The sequence below is a fragment of the Corynebacterium anserum genome (assembly GCF_014262665.1).
Lineage (GTDB): Bacteria > Actinomycetota > Actinomycetes > Mycobacteriales > Mycobacteriaceae > Corynebacterium > Corynebacterium anserum.
In genome coordinates, this window is record NZ_CP046883.1 from 93,384 (window position 1) to 116,614 (window position 23,231).

The window sequence follows — 23,231 nt, forward strand, 5'->3', positions numbered from 1 at the left end:
CGCCTTGGTGTCGGGGTTTAGCTAACATGGCATCCATGACTTTCGCAGCGTATATGGGGCTGGCGAGTGCTTGGCTGGCCGCTATCGTCTCGCCAGGCCCAGACACTGTACAGCTCATTCGCCTCGGCTCGCGATCTCGCCGCAACGCCATGTATGCAGCACTCGGCATCAGCTGCGGAAATGTCATCTGGCCCATCGTGACAATGGTGGGCCTCGCTGCGCTGATCACTGCTTTCCCCTGGATCCTCGCGCTACTCTACCTTGGGGGAGGTCTATTCCTGCTGCGGATGGGCGTTGGTAGCTTCCGCGGGGGATGTGCCGACTACAGGCAACACGCCACGTTTTCGGTGGGTGAAGAGGGGGATGGTGGCGTCGCTAGTCAATCAGACCACAGTGTTAGCGCGGACAGTGAGCCAACACATCAAGGATCTCACAACACTCTAACCGATCTCCACGCATGGAAACTAGGGCTGGCCACCAACCTGTCCAACCCCAAAGCACTGTTGTTTTTCGGTGCGGTATTCGCGCAATTCCTACCGGTGGACATCAGCATTGGTGAGCGGCTCATAGTCCTCCTCATCATGACAATCATCGGAGTGATGTGGTTTTGCGGTTTTTCATGGGCCGTTAGCCTGCCCGTGTGGGCAGAGAAGCTGCAGCGCGCTAACCCGATCATCGAAATGTTGGCCGGAGCGATATTTGCTTTGCTGGCATTATTCCTCCTCTATGAGGGCATAAGCACCGTTGTAGATTCTGTTCACTAGACTGGCAGCCATGCAGATTCAAGATGTCACCATCCGTGACCAGGAAATCCGCCTCGGCCAATTCGTCAAACTCGCCAATCTCGTGGAAACCGGTGGCGTTGCCAAAGAACTCATCGCATCTGGAGCAGTCACCGTCAATGGGCAGGTGGATACCCGGCGCGGCAAAGTTCTCCATATCGGTGACGAAGTCGGAGTGCTGGACTTAGACACGCAGAAGATCATTGCCGCAGCCCGGGTAGTTAGTGAGCATGGCGCCGACTATGACGACGATGAACTCGGCGAGTATTTCGACGAAGCTACCGCCGATGACGATTTTGACCCTGAAAAGTGGAGGAATATGTAATGCCAGCTCTCGTTGCCGAACCGGGCATGCCTATCTGGCTGGATTTAGCAACTACGGATATAGAAAAAGCCAAAGCTTTCTATGGGCCATTGCTTGGCTGGGAATTCGAAGACTCTGCCGTCGATGATGGCAGTGACGAGACTGCCGCCATGGATGAGGGTATCCCCGCTGCCGCGAGTGAAGACGGAGAGTCTGCGGCAACGGCCTCCCGCCCGTCCTACACGGTGGCCAAGCGCTCTGGTATGCCGGTTGCGGGCATTGCGCAGATTCCCCCAGAGAACACGTCTATCTGGAGCCTGATGGTTTACACCCCGGAGTTAGCTAATGCGCACGAGAAAGCTGTGAAAGCTGGAGCAACATCAGTACTGGAACCTCGGCATTTAGATGATCAGCGCGGCGACATGTCAGTGCTAGTGGATCCCTCGGGTGCGACCGTGGGATTGAAAAAGCCCGCAGGCGAACAAGCATTCTTCGCTGCGGGAGAGCCCGGCACTCCCGTGTGGCACGAGCTGCTGATCGGTAAGAATTGGGATGAGACCGTGAAGTTCTACCATGAACTTTGTGGTTGGGACATCAAACAGGTGAGCGCCACTGAGGACTTTCATTACGCCGTGGGAGAGTGGGAGAGCAACCCGCTTGTTGGTTTGTGGGATACTTCCTCACTCCCTGAAACCCCGAGTCTGTGGACCCTATATATGGGTGTGAACAGTGTAGATGAAGCGCTGGAGAAGGTGCAGAATCTGGGCGGCACTATTATCCGCCCAGCGTGGAACAGTGATTTCGGGCGTGTAGCTACCATCCAAGACCCTACGGGTGCCGTGCTCAATATCTCTGAGGTGGATGATTACACCCCGGAGATGGACGAGGTACATGAGCCGGATCTCTTCGCTCCAGAAGAATTCACCCCCTTCTAGCGTGGTAAACCCAACGCTCGCCGAGTCGAGTTGAGACTATCGCAGCGTAGGGCTGCGACTACCAGATCGTGACGCGGTCTTTTTCATCGAGCCACATTGCGTCTTCCGGGGTGATGCTGAATGCCTCGTAGAATTCGGCAATATTCGAGCTCACCACATTGCAGCGGAATTCTGCAGGGGAGTGTGGGTCGATGGAGACGTATTGCACAGCCATTTGCGGACGGATTGCAGTCTGCCAGATGCATGCCCAACGCAGGAACACCCGCTGTAGAGCGGAGTATTCCGTAGTATCCGCAATGCCTTCGTTATCGACTAATCCATCGATGGGAAGTGCCGGTGTTGACTGGAAATCTTCTCCTTGATCTGCAAGGTAGCGGCGTAGCGCCACGATGGCTATACCCAGCCCACCAAGGTCGCCGATATTCTCACCGAGAGTGAAGGAACCGTTGACCTTATGCTCCTCGATTCCGCGCTGCTTCAATCCGGTGGGCACCAGACCCTGGTATTGTGCGACAAGTTTGTCTGTTAGTTCGGTGAAGGCTGCGCGATCCTCGTCTGTCCACCAGGAATTGAGGTTGCCGTCGCCGTCGTATTTGGAGCCCTGGTCATCGAAGCCGTGGCCAATCTCGTGTCCGATGACTGCACCGATTGCACCGAAGTTTCCAGCCATGTCTGCGTCTGGGTCAAAGAAGGGTGGGCGCAGGATGGCAGCGGGGAAGGTGATGTCGTTGGTGACCGGGTTGTAGAACGCATTGACGGTCTGCGGCGTGCAGAACCATTTTTCCGGATCAGATGGTTTACCTAACCTGCTCACCTGATAGTCATGGTTGAATTCAGCGGCTTTGCGTACGTTATCCAGCAAATCGGCGCCTTGCGCGCCGAATTCTAGCCCCTCAAAGCTGCGCCATTTATCCGGGTAACCGATTTTGGCAGTGAATTTCCCTAGTTTCACCAGTGCTTTTTCGCGAGTGGCTGGAGTCATCCACTCCAGCTTTTCGATGCGTTCGCGGTATGCGTCGATGAGGTAATCGACGAGAGTCAGCATAGTTTCTTTGTACGACGCAGGAAAATGCTCAGCTACAAATTTCTTGCCGATTTCCTCACCGATTGCGCCTTCAACAAGCCCCACGCCGCGCTTCCAACGAGCACGCTGCTGCTCGGAGCCGGACAATGTGCGACCGTAGAAGTCGAAGTTGAGGTCTCCGATAGCTTTCGGCAGTAGTGTGGCGCGGGAAATGATGACGTGCCAATAAGCCCATAGTTTCCAGGTGTCCAGATCTACGGCATCGTCGCCGGTGGCCATGGCTGCGACGTGTTCGAGGTAGCTCGGCATGCAGACTACGATTATCTTCCCGCCAGCACTGGAGGTGTCAATGTGCGTTGCTTCTAACCAGGCCCTGAAGGGGAAACCGGTAGGTAAGTGGTTTACGTCTGTAGGGTTATAGGTTTTATCTGAGTCGCGGCTGGTGACTTGATCCCAGTGCCCTTCGGCCAGTCGCGTTTCGAAGTTCATGATTGCTTCAGCAGCTTCTGTCGCAGAGGTTTGTGCGAAACGACCCGGACGTTCTTGCTCTTCTGTGAGTTCCAGCATGCGTGTAACGAACTGCTGGTATGCGTCGCGGGTTTGCTTGTGCTGTTCTTCGCGGTAGTAGGCTTCATCGGGTAGTCCCAGGCCGGATTGCACCAGGTAGGCGCGTTCGATGTCCCCGCCGGAATCTTTCTCTACCCAGTAGCCCACTACTCCGCCGACGCCTCTGACATCCAGTTCTCCAAGCACGGTAGCTAAGTCTGTTATGTTTTTCGCATCGCGGATGGGGGTTAGGTCGGCGTCGAGAACAGAAAGGCCAGCGTCCTCGATCCCGCGTTCATCCATGAATGAGGAGTACAACGCCCCGATGCGGCCTTGGGGCTCATCTTTCGCAGCGGTCTCGACGATAGCGCGGACATCCTTTTCCGCGCGGTCGCGTAATGTGTGGAAAGTGCCATCCACTGCACGGTCTGCTGGAATCTCGTGGGTGGCTAGCCAGTGGCCGTTGACATGGCGGTATAGATCCTGGGCCACGCTTACCTGGCCACAGGGCGCTTCGGAGATATTGTCTGGGATATTGTTCAGAATGGCGTCTGCGGGGGTGATGCCTTCGGTAGTGTTCATCGTCTGATTTTCAGCCATGCCCACCACCATAGACGCATTAGTACCGTCATTGGCAGAGGTATTGACAGAGGGATTGGTGGATGTTCCAAGGGCAAGATTAATACCTGCGTTTTAGCCGGATGCGTGAAATCCGTGTGTAAAAGTTGTGTGTAAAAGTTTCGTGCTGAGCAGGTACCTAGAATCAGTAGCACTATCCGAATCAGTAGCGCTATCCGGCCTGATGAGATCGCTAAGCGATATAAATACGGCCGTCGGCTGCTACAAAATATGTCTGCTGGGTAAAGCAAATGTTAGAGTCCAGCGGTGAATGACCTAGGCCTTTAGCCGGGGCAAACAAAACAGCCGTACTAACCTGTGTACTGATGAACGATTTTCACCACCCGGCGCAGCCACTTCGCGCCCCGCACGCCGACCCACTCGGTCGATTTCGTGGTGCCCCCCTCAACGGGAAAAGGCGCGCCAAATACAGCATGGTTGTGGTTCTCATATTGGTGATGCTGGGGGTTGTTCCCTTTCTTATCGACGCCAGCCTTCCTCGACCACAAAGTCCCCAGATGACCACTGACGATGCCTACACGAGTTTCGTGAATACAGACACCGACTGGCCTCTTCGCTTTTCTTTTCTTGAAGAATGTGATGTGGTGCGTGACCCGATCGCGTTCTATTACGCACAATTTGATTGTGGTGACGTGGATGTGCGCGTGATGGGTATGCCTCAGGTGGATAAGGACCTACCGGCAATGGCCTTAGCCATGAACCGCAGTATTCGAGCTATGGAGAAAGCCCAGGTAGACGACTTATCTCCCCATGAGGTCACCAGGAATATGGAGTCAACGCATCATCAGCTACTGGAATCAACTGGGGTGGACACCATACTGATGACCGATCCGTTTCAATTGGGTTGGATATCTAGCAACGGTGCTCACGGCGGATTCACCATGAATTATGCGGTGGGTTTCTTCCGGGGTCATAACTCCACAGGTTCGAACCAAGGTTCTTTAGTTACTGTTGATGTTTCTACCAAGCCATTGGCGAGGGGATCCGGACCGGGCGACGCAGTCTTGATGGACACCGCACTCTCCTATGCCATGACAATTGTTGAGAGCGCACATACTACGAGTGGAGCCGATGACAGTGAATCGAAGGGGGTGAGCAATGTCTAAGAGCGGGTCGCGTGAGCATGGAGCGTCTGAGCAGGGTATGCCCAATTGGAATTCCTCCGATATTACTGGGGCAGGGCAGAACACAGAGGCTCAGCCTTCACCGGGGCAACGGAGTGGTGCTCGGCTTTCACCTGGGCAGAAACCTAGAAATATCGGAGAGCCTGCGGTAGCTGCAGGTGTGGCGTCGGAAGAGAAGACAAGAGAGGTGAGTCCACAGTTCCGAACCGTAGAGATTTCCCGCCACGGATCGGACGGGGTGAGAGGGCCGAATGCAATGGGATCGAATGCAGCGGAACTGAATGCGGCACGGGTGAACCAGCGGCTCCTGCACCCGGGTGGTAATGCTTTGCCTAAAGCTGCATCACGTTGGGTGGTGATTCATACACCGGCGAATTTCTATAAATCCTTCCCAGCACAGGCTCGACCACGGCTCAAACTGTTCAAAGATTATTGGTTTTGGGTATACCTCGTGCTGACAATACCCTCGGCCGGCATGGCAGTAGCCAACATTGCGTTCAGCGGAGGTGGGGACGCTCTTTTCAATGGCAGTGCGGTTATCGCAGCAGGTCTGGGTATGATCCAGGTACTGGTTGGAGTGCTGGGGGTGCTGCTGCTGAAGATCTCTCGAGGCACACCTAAGCGACTGATCATCATGGCGCTATGTTGGGGAGCTTTCGCCTCGCCCGCCATTGCTGGCGGTCTGCTATCAAGCCCGTGGTTGAATGTTGCGGAGAAGATGGGTTGGTATGCGAGTTCTTATTCACTAGCTGCAGCGGTGCCAGAAGAGATGATAAAAGCACTGGGGGTGTTCATTTTGCTCTGGATAGGGCGGACATGGTGGAACCGCCCATGGCACGGGCTTATTGCAGGTCTGCTGGTGGGAACCGGCTTTGAGGTCTATGAAAATACGCTATATGCCGTGAACCTCGCGGTGATCCACCCCGTGTCGGATGTCGACGGTGCGTTACAGGTCTACCTCACGCGAGTCTTATTGGGGCCGTTTCTGCACATGCTCATGACGGGCTTGGCCGGATACGGCATTGGGCGTGCGCTCTACGAAGGTGAAAATTGGGGGCGGCGCAAGCGCGTGCTAAACCTCATTGGATGGATTGGCCTGGCAGTAGCTCTACACTACGGCTGGAATTTCACAACACCGGGCGAGACTGTCACTGCGTGGGAACTGGGTGTGAAGGCCGTGCTGTGGCTGATCATGGCTGGAACGGTGGGAATTGTTGTTATCCGAGAGAAGCGGCGCGTGATGCCCTTGATGCGTGCCGGGGTGGAACCGGCAGTGACTATTTACCAGCGTGGTTAGCTGAGAGGTTCGCGTGACCCGTCTGTGAGTCGTGGTATCGGTGTCGCAACTCGGTGCTTTGGCAGAAATTCAGAGATTTTCGACATTTTTTTGGCGAGTTGACTGAGAGCCATGTACGGCTGTGACCTGCGTATTCTCTACAACACCCTGCAAAATGTGACGAATGTTAAAAAATAGCATGGGTGTTAATGGCGTGATTTGTGTGAGCTTTGAGTAGTGTGTGATTCATGCTTTCTCTGCACAGGCGCCGTTCTGCGCGCAAAACCACTCCAGCCCGCATTACTGCAGCGGCCCTGATCGGTTCTGCAGCAACTGTTGCGACGCTCGTTGCCACCGATATCGTTCCGGTGCCATCATGGGCATTGCCCGGAGTCGATGTGGCATCCCACCAGCACCCAGGTGGAGTTTCTGCAATCGATTGGCAGGCTGTTGCAGCCTCAGGCCAAAAATTTGCATTCATCAAAGCCACCGAAGCCACTGGCTACGTGAATCCCTTCTTCTCCACTGACTCCTTTAAGGCGCAGGAAGCCGGAATCATGCCAGGCAGCTACCACTACGCGAAGCCGAGTATCGGTTCCGCTCGTGCTCAGGCACGCTATTACGCTGCCACCCTAGCTACTGGCCCGCAGCCTTCTCTGCCACCTGTTTTAGATTTGGAGGAGAGCGGAGGGCTAACCGTTGCCCAGCTCCAACAATGGGTACGTGAATTTGTGGATGAGATTCGCGCCCAAACTGGTCGTGACCCGATCATGTACACCTACTACAGCTTCTGGATTGACAAGATGGGAGATACCACCGAGTTTTCCCATCTCCCTCTGTGGCTCGCATATTTCAGCGACACCCTGCCTGATTACATTCCTGGTGGCTGGGATGAGCCGACTTTCTGGCAGTACTCTGATTCGGGTTCCGTCGACGGCATCCAAACCAAGGTCGACCTGAACGAATACAACGGTGATGATGCGCAGCTCCAGGCTCTAGCGAAGAGCTCCCCTTCCGGCACAATGGTTGGTGACGTGGCTCACGACCTCGCCCCTGTGCGCGAAGCAACAGGAGAGGAAGCTCAGGTGGCTAATAAAATTGAGCAAGCCACCGGGGTGGATATCCCTCTGACAAACGATTTCCTCATGCTACTGCTGGGAGTAGCGGGCGGGCGTATCCCGCCAGAGGCTCTCATCGATCAGGGTGCGAAGGAACTGGAAAAGCAGGCGCGGGACATCGACACGGATGAGCTTGCTGCGCAGGGCGCTGAGATGGCCGAGAATGCGCAAACTGCGGGCGGTGAAGCACAAGCAGCGCAGGCGAAAAACAAGACGGCATCTGGTGCGACAGGTGCTGCTGGTGCTGAAACTGGTGCCAAAGCCGCATCTCCACATGCGTCGGCCAACGCCCAGAAAGAATCCCGTTCTCACACCAAAAAAGCTGACAACTCTCGCGCGATTCTGTCTGCTTTGACTGCCCTTTCCGGGGCTCTGAAAGATATCAATGCTAATGGTAAGGAAATCCCTGTCGATGCATTGCTCGCCGTCGTTCAGAAGTCCCCCAACGGCATTAAGGTTGGTGACCTGCTGAAGCTGCTTCAAACTTTCGAGGAATCTCAGGATTGGAATGCAATGCTTTCTAACGGGCAGGTTGAGGCCAACCCGAATGCGCTGCAGAACTTGGCGCAGATTGCTACCCAGGTTAAGGTTGCGCCGGCTGGCACTCCGTTACCGCCCGAAGCAGTACAGCGAGCTATATCTGCAGCTGCAGCTCATTGATGCGCGAGTGTCTCGGGGAAACACCCCAGAATTATCTGGGGTGTTTTCTTGTAGTGTGGGTTAGCCGTGGGTGTATTGATTGATGTCGGCAGCAACAGGTTATGCAGGCTGGAATGTTTGACGCAGGTTGATACTGCTGGGACTCGTCTGTTGCTGATAGTTGCAGGCCTGTGCGTTTTACCGCTGGTAGATACAGCCTGTTATTGGCGCGCGCTTCCACTGATTAGAGTGTGAGGCATTTGGCATGTCTGTCGGAGCCAAAGCGAACAAATTTTCCCAGAGCCGACATTGACAGAAATAATGACCTGGCTTTTTGATAGCCGGTTATGGCTCTGTGGGGAAATTTGTACGCGAGTCAGAGTGCAATCTCCGGCGAGAAGAAAGTTTGCCCAGTTCTGCGTATAAGATCCCCGTCTGAGTGCCAAACAGACGTTCGGCTCTGTATTCAGTGAAATATCACCAGGTTTTCAGCTTGCCGCTGTCTAAAACTCGCTGCATCTGCTAACACTCAGTTGAAAATATCCCCGTAGACACCTGTAGCTGCGAGAGATTGGGCTAACGGGGTTCAGTGGCGCTCAGAGTGCTAGGCACTGAGCTTAAGCCCGCGAGAACCTAGACCTTTAGCCAGCACCCGCAGCCCAAATCCTGAACTAGCTGGCACCTATAGCTTGCCGTAGCGCATAGGTCCTGGGTAGTAGAACCCAGTTTCGGTGGTTTCGTGTTCCTGCAACTCAACTGTCTTTGGCTTTTCTCCTGTCGATACAGTGTATGGCTCCAGGTAATCGAGCACGCCCCAGTCGCGCTGCCAGTCATCACGTAGGTATGTAGACATTTCCATTGCCCGTGAGGTCATTTGTACGAGCCCGAGGGATCCTCCACCGTTGTACCCCATCACTTCACCATGGTCACGGCGTGAAGAGTGGTCGGAGGAAATCCGGAATTGCGCAACTTCGGTCACACCCGAGTTATGGTCGTAGGTGCGTTGACATGGGAATTGGAGTCCAACGGGCCAGTCCAGCAGGCCGGGCTTTTCGGATCCGATGACGTCGTTGAGGGTATCCATTTTCGGTGCCCGCGGCGGCGTGAGTGCTAGCCATTGGTCGGGCGTGAGGTTGGTGTCGTCGGCGACGATGCGGATGACGTTGGCATTGGCTGGTACGGCTTCTTTTGGTACGCGCATGTTGCGCCATTCGGGTCCCGTGCCGATGTCTAGCGGCATGTATTCACCGAGCACTTGGTAGGAGTCTGGGTTGCTTCGGTCGGTGTTGTCGTCGATGTGTCCGAATTCCACCACGAGCTTTTGGCCGTATTTGTGAACGCCATTCATGTCGTAGTGGTTGACTCGTCCGGCGGCGGTGAAGACGATGAGTGGCCGTTCTTCGTTGAGTTCCGGCAGGTTGTACCACTTGGTGATGGTTTTTGCTGGGATTTGTGGGCCGCTTGTGAAAGAGCCGAGTACGGGGACTTTGTTGCGGTCGAGTTCAAATGGCAGTTTGGCGTAGGAGCCGTTGATTCCGCGTTTGGTGGTGACTCCGCCTGTGGATCCGGATGCGTTCGGGTCGTCTGCGGAGGAGGCTTCGTCGGCATCGTCACTGGAGGTTGGCTGGCTGTTGTCGACTGTGGCGTGTGCATCGCCGCCAGCTGCGTTGTTGTCGCCGCCGGCTGGAGCGTTCGCGGTGTCGCCAGCTGCGTTGGTGGAGTTGTTGGAGTCGTGGTTGTTTTGTGCGTTGTCCTCCTTATTGTTCGACGTCGCATTGTCGTGTGGAGTATCGGTGGTGGTGCCAATCTGTTCTTCGCGAACGCTGGATTGACTGTTGGTGCCGGATTTTTCGGTATCGTCCGGGAGGATGTGGGTCGGGAGGTTATTCGGTGCGAATCCTGGGGAGGTGTCGTTGCTGAGGGAGTCTTGTAGTGGGGATCCGTCAGAGACTTGTAGGAAGGATTCGTTGGTGTCTGTCTCGACGAGAACGTCGTTGGCCATCTGGCAGGAGTTTCCGGTGAGGGAGACGAGGTTGCCTTTGGCTACGCTGTAGGCGGGCCATTGGGTTGTGAAACCTTTGGCGAGGGACAGTACAGAGAAGACCATCATGGCTGCTGTGAGCACGCCGATTGGTGCTGTTGCGAGTCCTTGGAATTTGAGGGTTCGGCGGGCTTCGTCGGCGTTGATTTTGCGCTTTTCGGTGCGGGATTCCGCGCGTGCTTTACGGAAATCGGTGAAGTAGCCGACGAGCACGCCCCAGACTAGTACTACGAGCGATAGTGCAAGCATGGCGGTGGATGCTTCGATACCGAAGAGTGAGATTGAGCGGTCGTACCAAGGCACGCCGAGCGCGGAGACATACCACCAGGCATTTTCTCCTGAGAGCGCAAGGGCGAAGACCATGAGGACACCGCCTATGAAGATCCAGCGGTTGCGTGGGGAGCGTAGGGAGAAGTAGGAGGCTGCTACCGCCGAGAGTCCCATCATGGCTGCACCGACGCCAGCGTAGACACCGAAGTGGTGTGTCCACTTAGTGGGGGTGAAGGTCATGAAGAACATGGTTCCGAGCATCACCAGTGCCAGACGCGTGGATGAGCCGCGGGTGGCGCCGGGTACACGTCCGTTTCGCAGGATGGATGCGATGACGACGCCGAAGGAGAAGAACAGGATCAATACTGCGTAGCGGCGGGTGAGCGAACCGTCGGTGGTTGGTTCGAGGAGCGCGGTGTAGCGTATGTACTCCTCGTACCATGGCAAGGATGGGCCGAGTGTGCTGCGAACTCTGGTTGCTTCTACGACGCTACGCAGGGTTTGATCGCCGAATACGCCGATGAGAATGGCGGTGCCAGCTGCCAGGAATGGGGCAATTTGTGCGAGCATTCCGGTGAAGATTTTGCCGAAGGATTCTCCTTTTTCGGCTCCGAGAGCGGGCAGTCGTCGGATTGCGATGCGGACGATGTGGCTCAGGGACACCAGCAATGCGGCAACAGCCATCAGACCTGTCGGACCGGCGCTGAGCGCGAGAGTGGCCAGAATGGTACCGATCGCCGCAGGCAGCAGACGATGGGTGGCGATAGCGCGTTCGAAGGATACCCATGCTAATAGCGAGGTCATGGCGATGATTGGCTCGGGGCGCGTGCCGTTGTTGTAGACGAGCCAGAAGATCAGGAAGCCCGAGGCCATGGTCCAGTGAGTAACCCTGCGTTGGTTGATGCGGGTTCCTAGGCGTGGCAGTACTTCGCGCGATAGGACGAGCCAGGTGATAATGCCTGCGAGGAGGCTCGGTAGGCGTATCCATGGAGATGCTGTGGAGACCTTGGTCATGAGCGCCAGCAGATCATAGAACGGGAATCCGAATGGGGATTCCGGCACGCCGTACCAGCGGTAGTAGTTGGCCATGTAGCCGGAGTGCTCTGCGAGGCGAGTCATGTTCAGAATGTAGCCGTCATCAGCGGTGTTGGCTCCGATGATAAACCAAATCAGTAGTGTGCCAACGACGATGAAGTCCAGGAAACGTGGCTTCCACCAGCGGCGGGGTAGGAAGCGATGAGCGCGCCGGCCGTCTAGTGAGTCGATGCGGTGCAGAGACCACAGAGCGATGATCGTCATGACGATACCCAGGATCATCGCTAGGGATTTGAGGAGAGTTGGGGCGGAGGAGAAGCGAGTGTCGACGGTGACGTGAACGTTGATTCCGTGCGCCTCAGCGGCCTGGTAGGTCTCTGGGGTATTGCGCATCTCTGAGTAGATGCCGGTGATCATTGGGCGGAAGTCGCTGTTGAGTGCACCTTCTAGGGGTTCCCCGTTATCATTTGTTGCGTCTGGAACCCAGGCCCGAGTTTGTTCAAAGTTTGAGGTCAGACGAAGGACGGCGTTGTCCGGCAGCTTCTCAATTTGTTCTTTGGTTAAGCTCAGCGGCACTGAGTTGCGTGTGATGACGTCGATTCCGTCTCCGTTGGAGCGGATAAAGAGGCCACGTAGGGAGGCATCCCGCGCATCTTCTGGGAGTGTTGATAAGGCGGTGGTGGCACCGGGGTTGAGGTCTTGGATTTCCTTGATGGGGAGGGTGATGTCCACATCTTGTGGCATGTAGGAAATTAGTGGTGCGTTGATGCTGGTGAGGTCGTTACCTTGTGGCCAGGTGAACTCCGCGTGAGTTTGCTTCACCGGAAGTATGGGGGTGAGGCAAAAGAGGATGAACCCCATAAGGCCTGTGATGATGGCTAGGCTTTTGAGTCGAGTGATTGAGGAGTTTTTTTGAGTCGACGGTTTTGCGTGCCGACCGTGCTTGTGCACTGACGAAGGCCCTAAGGTTTTTCGGTCGTGTGTTTTCTTTTGAGGTTTCGTCACGGCTGAATATTCTACGGTACCGAAGGCTCAAAACGGGAACACTAGGTATAGGTTCAGGTGTTTTACTTCTAATAAACCCCATGTCGCGGTAGTCGAATGGGGCGGGTGTGACAAGTAACGCTATGTGAGACGAGCTGGAGGATTTTTCGCGGCGGAGGAGAACTGCTCGCTGAATACGGGAATCGCCGGCTAGGTTCGACGGTCGCAATTGATGAGTCACTGGCTATGACAGTGGTTAAAGGGGATATGTCGCCCTGTTGACCGCGCTGGGACTAGCGATCACGCATTGCAACCACCAGCGGACCTACCTGTTTCAGGGTCCATCCTTCAGAGAAGGCTTGTGCCGAGAAGTGCACAGCGCGAAATTCAACATTGGGATATCGAGGGTGGATGTCCTTAGTCATGATGTAACTGAACGTATTGTTGCCGGGTCCTGTCACCTCAGGTAGTTCATCGTCTTCTGTTCCGGGTTTCAGGTCCAGCTTGCCCCGGAAAATCATTACGTCGGGGCTCTTCCAACCATTTTCCTGCTCAGACTTGTCCATAGCCTGCAGCAGCTCCCGTGGGTCTTTGATGTGGGTCCAGGACTCGATGACTTCGTTGCGTCGATCGAATTCTCCCAGAGGGTTGGCATAGTGTGCGGTCATCGCCTGGAAGGCGCGGTAGGGGTAGTAAGACAGCAGATTCATCTCATCGGTGAGAACGACCGTATCCGAAGGGCGTTTACCGGTGTGCTCTTCAATGACGCGCGCCACCAGCGGAAAGTACATTCCGGAGTCCGCCGGGTAGTTATCGGCACGGTTGCCATTGCCGTCCGTGTCTTGATAAGCCCGGTCAATTTCTTCGCGCAGTTCCACCGGCGTACTGGTGGTGAAGTGGATGCAGGTGGCTGCTGCGATGATAGCCAGAACGGCTGTCGTAGTTTTGCCGTGATTCTTGATGAAGCCGTCGGGATAGAACTTTTCGAAACCAAATAGCCGTAGCTCCGCTAGGGCCAGAATGCCACAGGTTCCCATGATGACCCCGATTGGCAAGCTAAGACGGAAACCCAGCAAGGTAGTGCCGGCTAATGGAGCCAGCATTGAAATAAACACCCAGGCGTAACACACGCCAAGACCCACAATTTGAGAATGCACGCTAGGGTCGCGGAAGCGTGAGATCATCCAGATGATGCAGATGGCGCCAAGCACAAACATCGCCGGATTTTCCAGGAAGGGGAAGGGAATCTCGGTGCCTTCGACGGGAAGAAAATGTTGAGCTTTGTCGGTATCGCCGTGAGGGCGAGTCAGCAGCGCTAGGAGATAGGGACCCCATCCGATTGCCGCGATGAGCAGGGAGCTGAACCCAATGACGGTTAGGCGAATTATCGGCTTGAGAGACTTAGTCCCGCCAGCAACGAGAAAAGCCATCACCACAACGGTTAAGGCAGAGGTTGCGGTGAATAGCGTGTAGAGATTCGCCGAGAGGCCGAGATAGACGACGCTGCCTGCCATCGCTGCTTTTCCGCCGTCGAGCGCACGGCGAGCCATGATGAATGCAGCAGGCATACCCATCGCCACGATGGCGGCGTAGGGCTCCTCCGGTTCCATATGGATCACGATCGCGGTGGTGGCCATCGCCACAGCACTAGCGACAGCTAGGGATCCGCATAGGCGTTGCCAAACCGGCACGAGCATGGAACCGGTGACGGCCAGAGTGATGAGAGCCCAGGGTTGGAAAGCTCCCCAGCCTGCCAGGCCGGTTACCTTTGCAAACAGGCCTCCTGTGAAGAACCACAGCCCAGGATAAAAGCTAGGGACATCAGCATAGGCCATGTCGTCATAGCTCAGATGATCCGCCATACGGGTGAGATATTCCGTGCGGAAGCCTTGATCGATACTTATGCCGTCGAGGAACAAGGCTGTTTTTGCTAGTGGTATGGCTAACGTTGCGACAACCAGCATGGCTGGTGCCATGTAGGCGACAAACTGCACGGTGAGCCGTAACCATCGGGATAAAGGCTTGCTTCTTGGGGTGTAGAGCCAGAACCAGAGCGCTACGCCCAAGGCTGCGACGACGAACACGATGACGACCGTGGTCATTGTGCGAGTAAGGAAGCTCATCGGGTAGGGCAGCAGTGGTAGCCGCTTGATCACCAGCCAACAGATCACCGTGAGAACCGCCGCGCTAGCGCCGGCGATAACAAGGCGCAAGAAGAATTGCGGAAGGCTCAGGGTATCTACCAGATAGGAGGTGCTTAAGCCGTGATGACGAGTTATCCCTTTGTGAGCAGCGCGTGGCTTTCTTTCCTTTGCTGCTGCGTTTTGGGCATGCGTAGTAGACGTCGGGCTGGCGTTCATGAGTCCATCTTTGCATATGGGTGGGACAGAACAAGGAAGCACAAGATCCTAGCAGTGGAGATACGTAGGGGATGAGTAATGCCGGGCTAGCACAGCATTGACGAGTGAACTATTGATACGTAACTACTGCGCGGAACCGATCGGTATGTAACTAGCGCACAGGGTTGATTGGAGTTGATTGGTGCGTAACTATTGCGACTATTGCGCGGAGTTAGCGTGGGCGTATCATGATTCCCCGGATTCCTGCGTGGAAGCCGTCACGCAACCCGACACGTTGGCTTTCGGTGAGCGTGTATTCGTGCAGGGTGTCGCAGGCGAATTGGAGAAGCGGACGGTCGATTTCGGGTGGAAGCCCACCGCCGGTAAGCAGATGGGCATTGTCCCTTTGCTCTTCGGTCGCACCGTTGTCGTACCACCAGACGGCATATTGTTGTCCGATGTCGAATGGGTTTTGTTCTCCAGAGCTCGCCCATACCTCGTTTGGAAGTGGAACATAGCGGCTGCGGAGTCTGCGATGGCGAGCCATCATGCCCGGATTGGGGCGCGCTGGGGCTGGGTTTTCTTCCTCCGACGCCTCATTTTTCATTTCGCAGCCCTCCTTTGTAGCGCCGGCAGCTTGCGTGGCCTGAGGGGTTTCCTTCGCTTCTGCTGGAATGGAAGCTTCAGGACTGTCCGGACTTATTGGGCCGGGAATGGTGTTCTTTGCAAGGTCCGCTGGGGTCGGGCTTGACGTGTTATTTCCTGCGGTGGATGGTGTAGCAGTGGGGTTCGGTGCTGCGGAGGGTGTGGTGGCCTCGGAGATTGGAGTCTTGGGCGGGGCGTCGTTCGGGCGGGGTGCCGCGGAGGGGTCGTCGGCTGTAGGGGTGTCTGTGGGCGTGGTGGATTCTGCTGCTGCGTTGCTGGAGGGACTCGGAACGGGGGAAAGGCCGGGTTCCTCGGGTTGTTCGGCATCGCCTAGTGGGCGTTCTACATCCGCGCTCGTGGTTCGGTTTGGGGCGAGTGGTCCTTCGAGGATCTGCAAGCGCATGGTGTCGCGGAAATCTTCGCGGGGATCAAGGATGGTGGTGGTGTCACAGGCGAAGCGTAGGGCAGAGGACATGGAATCCCAGCCGAAGCCGTAGAGGTGGACGCGGACACCGGCGTTTACAGCTTCTTCGACACCGGGAAGCATGTCGGCGTCGCCGGAGACCAGGATGATATCGCTGACATTGCCTTTGACGGAGGCAATGACCATGTCGGCAACGAGGCGTGTATCCACGGCCTTTTGAGTCCGGCGTTCCCCCCATTCGATTAACTGCCCGGAACGTAGCTGTACTCCGGGTTCACTGCGGAGAGATCGCTGGTAACGGTGTGGTCCGGATTCGGGAATACCGTCGTACCAGTATTGTCGGTGTACTGGTTGTTTGAGCTGGTCGTTTGCCATGCGTCCAAGGACATTGACTACTTCCGGTAAGTCAATTTCTAATTGGGCGCGGGCGCCGGTATCCCAGGAGTTGTAGAAGCTAGCTAGAAGGTAGGAGGTATCGACGAAGATAAGTGTGCGTTCAAGCATGGTCGGATCTCTGTCTCTTTCGTTTATTTAAAAGTTCTTAGGTATTGAGGTGCTGTGCCTAAAGGAGCACAGTGCAGTGTTTTATACCCACCAGCATGCCTGAAAACTTTGTTATATGGTTGTCTACACAAGTAATCAACCATGGGTTCGAGTGGAAGGGCGCAGTTCATGATGGATGAAGCCACTGCTCCACTTTTTCAGCAAGTTGCTGATCTTGTCGCCGATGCAATAGTCGACGGTTCCTTACCCGAGGGTGAACGAGCCCCCTCAACTAATGAGCTCGCGGCCTTCCATCACATCAGCCCCGCCACTGCGCGGAAAGGCCTGACGTTGCTCACTAACCAAGGAATACTTGTGAAACGTCGAGGGGTGGGGATGTTTGTAGAAAAGGGGGCAAGAGAACAGATTATCTCTATGCGACGCCGCAACTTCGTACAAAACTACGTAGTGCCCTTGGTTGACGAGGCTGCGAAACTTGGTGTGAAAAGACGGTATCTCAGCACACTTATCCACGACGTCGCTGAAAGTCGGGGGCTTTACGAATAAGCGAAAGATAAGCGGAGTTTTTGCGCGGGGTGAGAGAAACGAATAGACGAGGGAAAAGGGGTAAGCACAGCCGAGAGAAAACGAATAACCAAGGGTGAGGGGTACACACAGCCGAGCGCATACGCATGCCAGCAAAACCGTACCTAATGGAAAAATAAGCATGAAGATTTTCCCGCAGGGCTTCCCCGAATAACACTCACCATAACGCCCCGAAAAATGCCGGTTCAACTGGGAATTTGTAAATTGTCAGGGGGGGTGTGTACATTAAATCGGGTCAGTGCGACCGACATCGAGAGTTCACAACATAACCTCGGAAGGAAAACGGCCCTGACGACTATCGCGATATTCGTATCCGGGTTTGCGTGATGGTCTTGTTCACACGGAATTTGCTTTCAAGTACCGTGTGGTTTAAACTCGGAACTCCGTCATGAAGACTACGCACCTCGTGTTGCGTGACTGTTTTCGTGTGCGATTGTTGTTTGAGAACTCAATAGTGTGATGAACCAAGTTTTTGGATTCCACAGTGCCGCCTGGTGTTTTCTGGGTGGTATCACGGTTTGTGCCATGCGTGGCTGATCCGCTTTTTTGGAAGTGTTCATTGTCTTTGTCATGCAACGGGATGGTGAGTGTGTCGGTTGCGGTTTGTTTGGTGTGCACCCGGTCTGCTGTAGCGAGCAGATTGTTGTTGTGTGGAAACGTGATGTGATGATTCTTTGTTCACCGGTGGTGGTGGGCGAGGGGTTGTTGTCTACTGTGGCTGGTTGTGGGAGACCCCGCCCCGTGGGGTTGGTGATCATGGCCAGGTTTTTGTTTTTTGTCAGTAGTTTTTATTTTTTTGCCAGTTTTTGGCTCTTTGTATTGTAGTGCCGAATGGCTTTTATGGAGAGTTTGATCCTGGCTCAGGACGAACGCTGGCGGCGTGCTTAACACATGCAAGTCGAACGGAAAGGCCTCTAGCTTGCTAGGGGTACTCGAGTGGCGAACGGGTGAGTAACACGTGGGTGATCTGCCCTGCACTTCGGGATAAGCCTGGGAAACTGGGTCTAATACCGGATAGGACTGTTCTTTAGTGTGAATGGTGGAAAGTTTTTTCGGTGTAGGATGAGCCCGCGGCCTATCAGCTTGTTGGTGGGGTAATGGCCTACCAAGGCGACGACGGGTAGCCGGCCTGAGAGGGTGTACGGCCACATTGGGACTGAGACACGGCCCAGACTCCTACGGGAGGCAGCAGTGGGGAATATTGCACAATGGGCGCAAGCCTGATGCAGCGACGCCGCGTGAGGGATGACGGCCTTCGGGTTGTAAACCTCTTTCGCTAGGGAAGAAGCCTGTTGGGTGACGGTACCTGGATAAGAAGCACCGGCTAACTACGTGCCAGCAGCCGCGGTAATACGTAGGGTGCGAGCGTTGTCCGGAATTACTGGGCGTAAAGAGCTCGTAGGTGGTTTGTCGCGTCGCTTGTGAAAACCCGGGGCTTAACTCCGGGCCTGCAGGCGATACGGGCATAACTAGAGTGCTGTAGGGGAGACTGGAATTCCTGGTGTAGCGGTGAAATGCGCAGATATCAGGAGGAACACCGATGGCGAAGGCAGGTCTCTGGGCAGTAACTGACGCTGAGGAGCGAAAGCATGGGTAGCGAACAGGATTAGATACCCTGGTAGTCCATGCCGTAAACGGTGGGCGCTAGGTGTGGGGATTTTTCTACGATTTCCGTGCCGTAGCTAACGCATTAAGCGCCCCGCCTGGGGAGTACGGCCGCAAGGCTAAAACTCAAAGGAATTGACGGGGGCCCGCACAAGCGGCGGAGCATGTGGATTAATTCGATGCAACGCGAAGAACCTTACCTGGGCTTGACATACACCAGATCGCTGCAGAGATGTAGTTTCCCTTGTGGTTGGTGTACAGGTGGTGCATGGTTGTCGTCAGCTCGTGTCGTGAGATGTTGGGTTAAGTCCCGCAACGAGCGCAACCCTTGTCTTGTGTTGCCAGCACGTCGTGGTGGGGACTCGCGAGAGACTGCCGGGGTTAACTCGGAGGAAGGTGGGGATGACGTCAAATCATCATGCCCCTTATGTCCAGGGCTTCACACATGCTACAATGGTCGGTACAGAGGGTCGCGATACCGTGAGGTGGAGCTAATCCCTGAAAGTCGGCCTCAGTTCGGATTGGAGTCTGCAACTCGACTCCATGAAGTCGGAGTCGCTAGTAATCGCAGATCAGCAACGCTGCGGTGAATACGTTCCCGGGCCTTGTACACACCGCCCGTCACGTCATGAAAGTTGGTAACACCCGAAGCCAGTGGCCTAACCTTTGTGGAGGGAGCTGTCGAAGGTGGGACTGGCGATTGGGACGAAGTCGTAACAAGGTAGCCGTACCGGAAGGTGCGGCTGGATCACCTCCTTTCTATGGAGTTTTTATTGTTTTTGTCGGGGTAGTTTGTGCACTGGATGTGTGTGGTGGTGGCTGCTTTGTGTGAGTGGTTGTGGGATTCGTTGGTTTGTCATGTCTGTTGGGTGTCTGGGGCAATGGTTGTGTTGTTCCTGTGAATGTGTGCTGCTGTGTGCGTGTGTGCGTGTGTGGTGGTGCGTGTTGTGTTGTGTGAGAACTGTATAGTGGACGCGAGTATCTTCTTTTTGCATTTGTTTTGTAAGTTCATCGTCGGTGGCTGATGGTCTGTTGTGGCTGTTGGTTGCTGTTGTTGCTTTAGTAATTGTTGTAAGGGCACACGGTGGATGCCTTGGCATAGTGAGCCGATGAAGGACGTGTAAGGCTGCGTTAAGCCTCGGGGAGTTGCCAATAGAGCGTTGATCCGAGGATGTCCGAATGGGGAAACCCGGCCGTGGTTATGTGCGGTCACCTGCCACTGAATTCATAGGTGGTGTGGAGGGAACGCGGGGAAGTGAAACATCTCAGTACCCGTAGGAGAAGAAAATAATAATGATTCTGCTAGTAGTGGCGAACGAACGTGGATTTTTGGCTAAACCATATGCGTGTGATACCTGGCAGGGGTTGCGTGTGTGGGGTTGTGGGGTCTTGATGTGCGGTGCTGCCATGCCGTGCCTTGCGCATGTGTGTTAGCGGAAGTGGTTTGGAATGGCCTGCCGTAGACGGTGAGAGTCCGGTACGTGAAAGCATGTGTGTGTGGGGTTGTTGAGTGTCCCCGAGTAGCAGCGGGCTCGTGGAATCTGCTGTGAATCTGCCGGGACCACCCGGTAAGCCTGAATACTCGACTGTGACCGATAGCGGAGTAGTACCGTGAGGGAATGGTGAAAAGTACCCCGGGAGGGGAGTGAAATAGTACCTGAAACCGTGTGCTTACAATCCGTCAGAGCCTTGTTTGTGGGGTGATGGCGTGCCTTTTGAAGAATGAGCCTGCGAGTCAGCGGCATGTCGCGAGGTTAACCCGTTGTGTGGGGTAGTCGTAGCGAAAGCGAATACTAATTGAGTGTGTTGTGTAGTGGCATGTCCTGGACCCGAAGCGGGGTGATCTACCCATGGCCAGTGTGAAGCAGAGGTAAGACTCTGTGGAGGCGCGAACCCACTTAGGTTGAAAACTGAGGGGATGAGTTGTGGGTAGGGGTGAAAGGCCAATCAAACTCCGTGATAGCTGGTTCTCCCCGAAATGCATTTAGGTGCAGCGTCGTGTGTTTCTTGCCGGAGGTAGAGCTACTGGTTGGTTTAGCGGGACTATCATCTTAGCGACATCAGCCAAACTCCGAATGCCGGTAAGTGAGAGCGCGGCAGTGAGACTGCGGGGGATAAGCTTCGTAGTCGAGAGGGAAACAGCCCAGATCGCCGGTTAAGGCCCCTAAGAGTGTACTAAGTGGAAAAGGATGTGGGATCGCGAAGACAGCCAGGAGGTTGGCTTAGAAGCAGCCATCCTTGAAAGAGTGCGTAATAGCTCACTGGTCGAGTGGTTCTGCGCCGACAATGTAGTGGGGCTCAAGTACACCGCCGAAGCCGCGGCATTCAGTGTTGTGCTGGATGGGTAGGGGAGCGTCGTGTGGCCGTTGAAGGTGCGGGGTGACCTAGTGCTGGAGGCTATGCGAGTGAGAATGCAGGCATGAGTAGCGAATGATGAGTGAGAAACTCATCCGCCGGATGACTAAGGGTTCCTGGGTCAAGCTAATCTTCCCAGGGTGAGTCGGGACCTAAGGCGAGGCCGACAGGCGTAGTCGATGGATAACGGGTTGATATTCCCGTACCCGTGTGTGTGCGACCAATGGTGAATCAGTGATACTAACCACCCAAATGTTTGTGTGCGGCTTTTTTGAAGTTGTGTATGAGCGGCTGCGTGGGACCTGAGCTGGTAGTAGCCAAGCGATGGGGTGACGCAGGAAGGTAGCCAAGCCACTTATTGGATTGTGGTGTAAGCGTGTGGCCCGTGGACAGTGGTAAATCCGGTCCTGTGTGGGTGAGGCGTGATGCGTACCCGTTGTGGGGATGTTGGTGATCCTATGCTGTCGAGAAAAGCCTCTAGTGAGTGCATATTCGGCCCGTACCCGAAACCGACACAGGTGGTCAGGTAGAGAATACTAAGGCGATCGGGTGAACTGTGGTTAAGGAACTCGGCAAAATGCCCCCGTAACTTCGGGAGAAGGGGGACCACTGCTGGTGACAGACTGGTTGAGCTGGTGGTGGTCGCAGAGAGTAGAGGGAAGCGACTGTTTACTAAAAACACAGGTCCGTGCGAAGACGTTGAAGTCGATGTATACGGACTGACGCCTGCCCGGTGCTGGAAGGTTAAGAGGACCTGTTAGATCTTTGTGGTCGAAGCGGAGAATTTAAGCCCCAGTAAACGGCGGTGGTAACTATAACCATCCTAAGGTAGCGAAATTCCTTGTCGGGTAAGTTCCGACCTGCACGAATGGCGTAACGACTTCTCTGCTGTCTCAACCACAGGCCCGGCGAAATTGCAGTACGAGTAAAGATGCTCGTTACGCGCGGCAGGACGAAAAGACCCCGGGACCTTCACTATAGCTTGGTATTGGTGTTTGGTTCGGTTTGTGTAGGATAGGTGGGAGACTGTGAAGTGGCCACGCCAGTGGTTGTGGAGTCGTTGTTGAAATACCACTCTGATCGTATTGAGCATCTCAACCTCGGCCCGTGATCCGGGTTAGGGACAGTGCCTGGTGGGTAGTTTAACTGGGGCGGTTGCCTCCCAAAGAGTAACGGAGGCGCCCAAAGGTTCCCTCAGCCTGGTTGGCAATCAGGTGGTGAGTGTAAGTGCACAAGGGAGCTTGACTGTGAGACTGACAGGTCGAGCAGGGACGAAAGTCGGGACTAGTGATCCGGCACCGGCTTGTGGAAGCGGTGTCGCTCAACGGATAAAAGGTACCCCGGGGATAACAGGCTGATCTTCCCCAAGAGTCCATATCGACGGGATGGTTTGGCACCTCGATGTCGGCTCGTCGCATCCTGGGGCTGGAGTAGGTCCCAAGGGTTGGGCTGTTCGCCCATTAAAGCGGCACGCGAGCTGGGTTTAGAACGTCGTGAGACAGTTCGGTCTCTATCCGCCGTGCGCGTTGAAACTTGAGAAAGGCTGACCCTAGTACGAGAGGACCGGGTTGGACATACCTCTGGTGGGCCAGTTGTCACGCCCGTGGCATGGCTGGTTGGCTACGTATGGGAGGGATAACCGCTGAAAGCATCTAAGCGGGAAGCCTGTTTCGAGATGAGGTTTCGTTTGAGGTTCCCTAGAGATGATGGGGTTGATAGGCCGGATCTGGAAGCGCTGTGAGGTGTGGAGGTGACCGGTACTAATTGGCCGAGATGGTTGTTAAAGCTTGTGTGGTGGGCTTGCTTGTGTGTGGGGATGTTCGCGTTCGTTGTGCAGTGTCTGGGACAGCACCTGCACTGGCTGTGTTGGCTGCCGTTGTGGTGGTTGGTGTGGTTGGGTGTGTGTTCTTTGTTGTGTGTGTCGGTGGTTGTTAGCGGCGGGGTCACGCCCGGTCCCTTTCCGAACCCGGAAGCTAAGCCTGTCTGCGCCGATGGTACTGCACCTGGGAGGGTGTGGGAGAGTAGGTCACCGCCGGCCTAAAAACTTAAATACATGG

The 23,231-nt window shown here is 55.2% G+C and carries 11 protein-coding genes and 3 rRNA genes; 10 read left to right on the top strand and 4 right to left on the bottom strand.

Features of this window, described 5'->3' with window-relative positions; all coding sequences use genetic code 11:
- Nucleotides 1-26 precede the first annotated feature (26 nt).
- Genes GP473_RS00380 through GP473_RS00390 form a run of 3 tightly spaced genes read left to right on the top strand, consistent with a single transcriptional unit; the run spans nt 27 to nt 2,021 of the window.
- Nucleotides 27-764: a LysE family translocator gene (locus GP473_RS00380; protein ID WP_246394808.1), complete on the top strand. Its 738-nt coding sequence runs from the start codon at nt 27-29 to the stop codon at nt 762-764.
- Nucleotides 765-774: 10 nt separating this feature from the next.
- Nucleotides 775-1,107, top strand: a complete 333-nt coding sequence (locus GP473_RS00385) for an RNA-binding S4 domain-containing protein (protein ID WP_185770640.1) — start codon at nt 775-777, stop codon at nt 1,105-1,107.
- Nucleotides 1,107-2,021: a VOC family protein gene (locus GP473_RS00390; protein WP_185770641.1), complete on the top strand. Its 915-nt coding sequence runs from the start codon at nt 1,107-1,109 to the stop codon at nt 2,019-2,021. Before GP473_RS00385 ends, GP473_RS00390 begins: the two co-directional genes overlap by 1 nt.
- Nucleotides 2,022-2,079: 58 nt before the next feature.
- On the opposite strand, the gene GP473_RS00395 is transcribed toward GP473_RS00390, so the two are convergent.
- A complete protein-coding gene (locus GP473_RS00395) occupies nt 2,080-4,173 on the bottom strand; it encodes a M13 family metallopeptidase (protein ID WP_186277222.1) in 2,094 nt (697 codons plus the stop codon).
- Between the two features lie 362 nt (nt 4,174-4,535).
- On the opposite strand from GP473_RS00395, the gene GP473_RS00400 reads away from it, so the two are divergent.
- The 3 genes from GP473_RS00400 (at nt 4,536) to GP473_RS00410 (ending at nt 8,408) form a co-directional block, all read left to right on the top strand.
- The gene (locus GP473_RS00400) at nt 4,536-5,336 is read left to right on the top strand and encodes a hypothetical protein (protein ID WP_185770642.1); all 801 of its coding nucleotides are present in this window, start codon (nt 4,536-4,538) and stop codon (nt 5,334-5,336) included.
- On the top strand, nt 5,329-6,651 hold the full coding sequence (locus GP473_RS00405; protein WP_186276937.1) for a PrsW family intramembrane metalloprotease: 1,323 nt from the start codon (nt 5,329-5,331) through the stop codon (nt 6,649-6,651). The genes GP473_RS00400 and GP473_RS00405 overlap by 8 nt, the downstream gene beginning before the upstream one ends.
- A 227-nt stretch (nt 6,652-6,878) precedes the next feature.
- On the top strand, nt 6,879-8,408 hold the full coding sequence (locus tag GP473_RS00410) for a glycoside hydrolase family 25 protein (protein ID WP_185770644.1): 1,530 nt from the start codon (nt 6,879-6,881) through the stop codon (nt 8,406-8,408).
- 661 nt (nt 8,409-9,069) lie between these two features.
- Here GP473_RS00410 and GP473_RS00415 read toward each other — a convergent pair.
- From GP473_RS00415 to GP473_RS00425, 3 genes are all read right to left on the bottom strand, one after another.
- Nucleotides 9,070-12,555 (bottom strand): arabinosyltransferase domain-containing protein, encoded by a 3,486-nt coding sequence (locus GP473_RS00415; RefSeq protein ID WP_246394809.1) that lies wholly within the window; start codon nt 12,553-12,555, stop codon nt 9,070-9,072.
- Between the two features lie 455 nt (nt 12,556-13,010).
- Nucleotides 13,011-15,077 (bottom strand): galactan 5-O-arabinofuranosyltransferase, encoded by a 2,067-nt coding sequence (locus GP473_RS00420; protein WP_186276938.1) that lies wholly within the window; start codon nt 15,075-15,077, stop codon nt 13,011-13,013.
- A gap of 211 nt (nt 15,078-15,288) precedes the next feature.
- On the bottom strand, nt 15,289-16,629 hold the full coding sequence (locus GP473_RS00425; RefSeq protein WP_186276939.1) for an NYN domain-containing protein: 1,341 nt from the start codon (nt 16,627-16,629) through the stop codon (nt 15,289-15,291).
- A 171-nt stretch (nt 16,630-16,800) separates the two neighbouring features.
- Here GP473_RS00425 and GP473_RS00430 point away from each other — a divergent pair, with 171 nt between their 5' ends.
- From GP473_RS00430 to rrf, 4 genes are all read left to right on the top strand, one after another.
- Nucleotides 16,801-17,175, top strand: a complete 375-nt coding sequence (locus tag GP473_RS00430; RefSeq protein WP_186277224.1) for a GntR family transcriptional regulator — start codon at nt 16,801-16,803, stop codon at nt 17,173-17,175.
- A gap of 876 nt (nt 17,176-18,051) precedes the next feature.
- Nucleotides 18,052-19,578 (top strand): 16S ribosomal RNA (locus tag GP473_RS00435).
- A gap of 301 nt (nt 19,579-19,879) precedes the next feature.
- Nucleotides 19,880-22,959, top strand: a 23S ribosomal RNA gene (locus tag GP473_RS00440).
- 135 nt (nt 22,960-23,094) lie between these two features.
- A 5S ribosomal RNA gene (rrf, locus tag GP473_RS00445) occupies nt 23,095-23,212 on the top strand.
- Together the 16S, 23S and 5S rRNA genes form the textbook arrangement of a ribosomal RNA operon.
- Nucleotides 23,213-23,231: the final 19 nt, after the last annotated feature.

Bases quoted from the DNA above. Each gene is read 5' to 3' on its own strand.
- GP473_RS00380 (WP_246394808.1), top strand. From the start codon at position 27: ATGGCATCCATGACTTTCGCAGCGTATATGGGGCTGGCGAGTGCTTGG.
- GP473_RS00385 (WP_185770640.1), top strand. From the start codon at position 775: ATGCAGATTCAAGATGTCACCATCCGTGACCAGGAAATCCGCCTCGGC.
- GP473_RS00390 (WP_185770641.1), top strand. From the start codon at position 1,107: ATGCCAGCTCTCGTTGCCGAACCGGGCATGCCTATCTGGCTGGATTTA.
- GP473_RS00395 (WP_186277222.1), bottom strand. From the start codon at position 4,173: ATGAACACTACCGAAGGCATCACCCCCGCAGACGCCATTCTGAACAAT.
- GP473_RS00400 (WP_185770642.1), top strand. From the start codon at position 4,536: ATGAACGATTTTCACCACCCGGCGCAGCCACTTCGCGCCCCGCACGCC.
- GP473_RS00405 (WP_186276937.1), top strand. From the start codon at position 5,329: ATGTCTAAGAGCGGGTCGCGTGAGCATGGAGCGTCTGAGCAGGGTATG.
- GP473_RS00410 (WP_185770644.1), top strand. From the start codon at position 6,879: ATGCTTTCTCTGCACAGGCGCCGTTCTGCGCGCAAAACCACTCCAGCC.
- GP473_RS00420 (WP_186276938.1), bottom strand. From the start codon at position 15,077: ATGAACGCCAGCCCGACGTCTACTACGCATGCCCAAAACGCAGCAGCA.
- GP473_RS00425 (WP_186276939.1), bottom strand. From the start codon at position 16,629: ATGCTTGAACGCACACTTATCTTCGTCGATACCTCCTACCTTCTAGCT.
- GP473_RS00430 (WP_186277224.1), top strand. From the start codon at position 16,801: ATGGATGAAGCCACTGCTCCACTTTTTCAGCAAGTTGCTGATCTTGTC.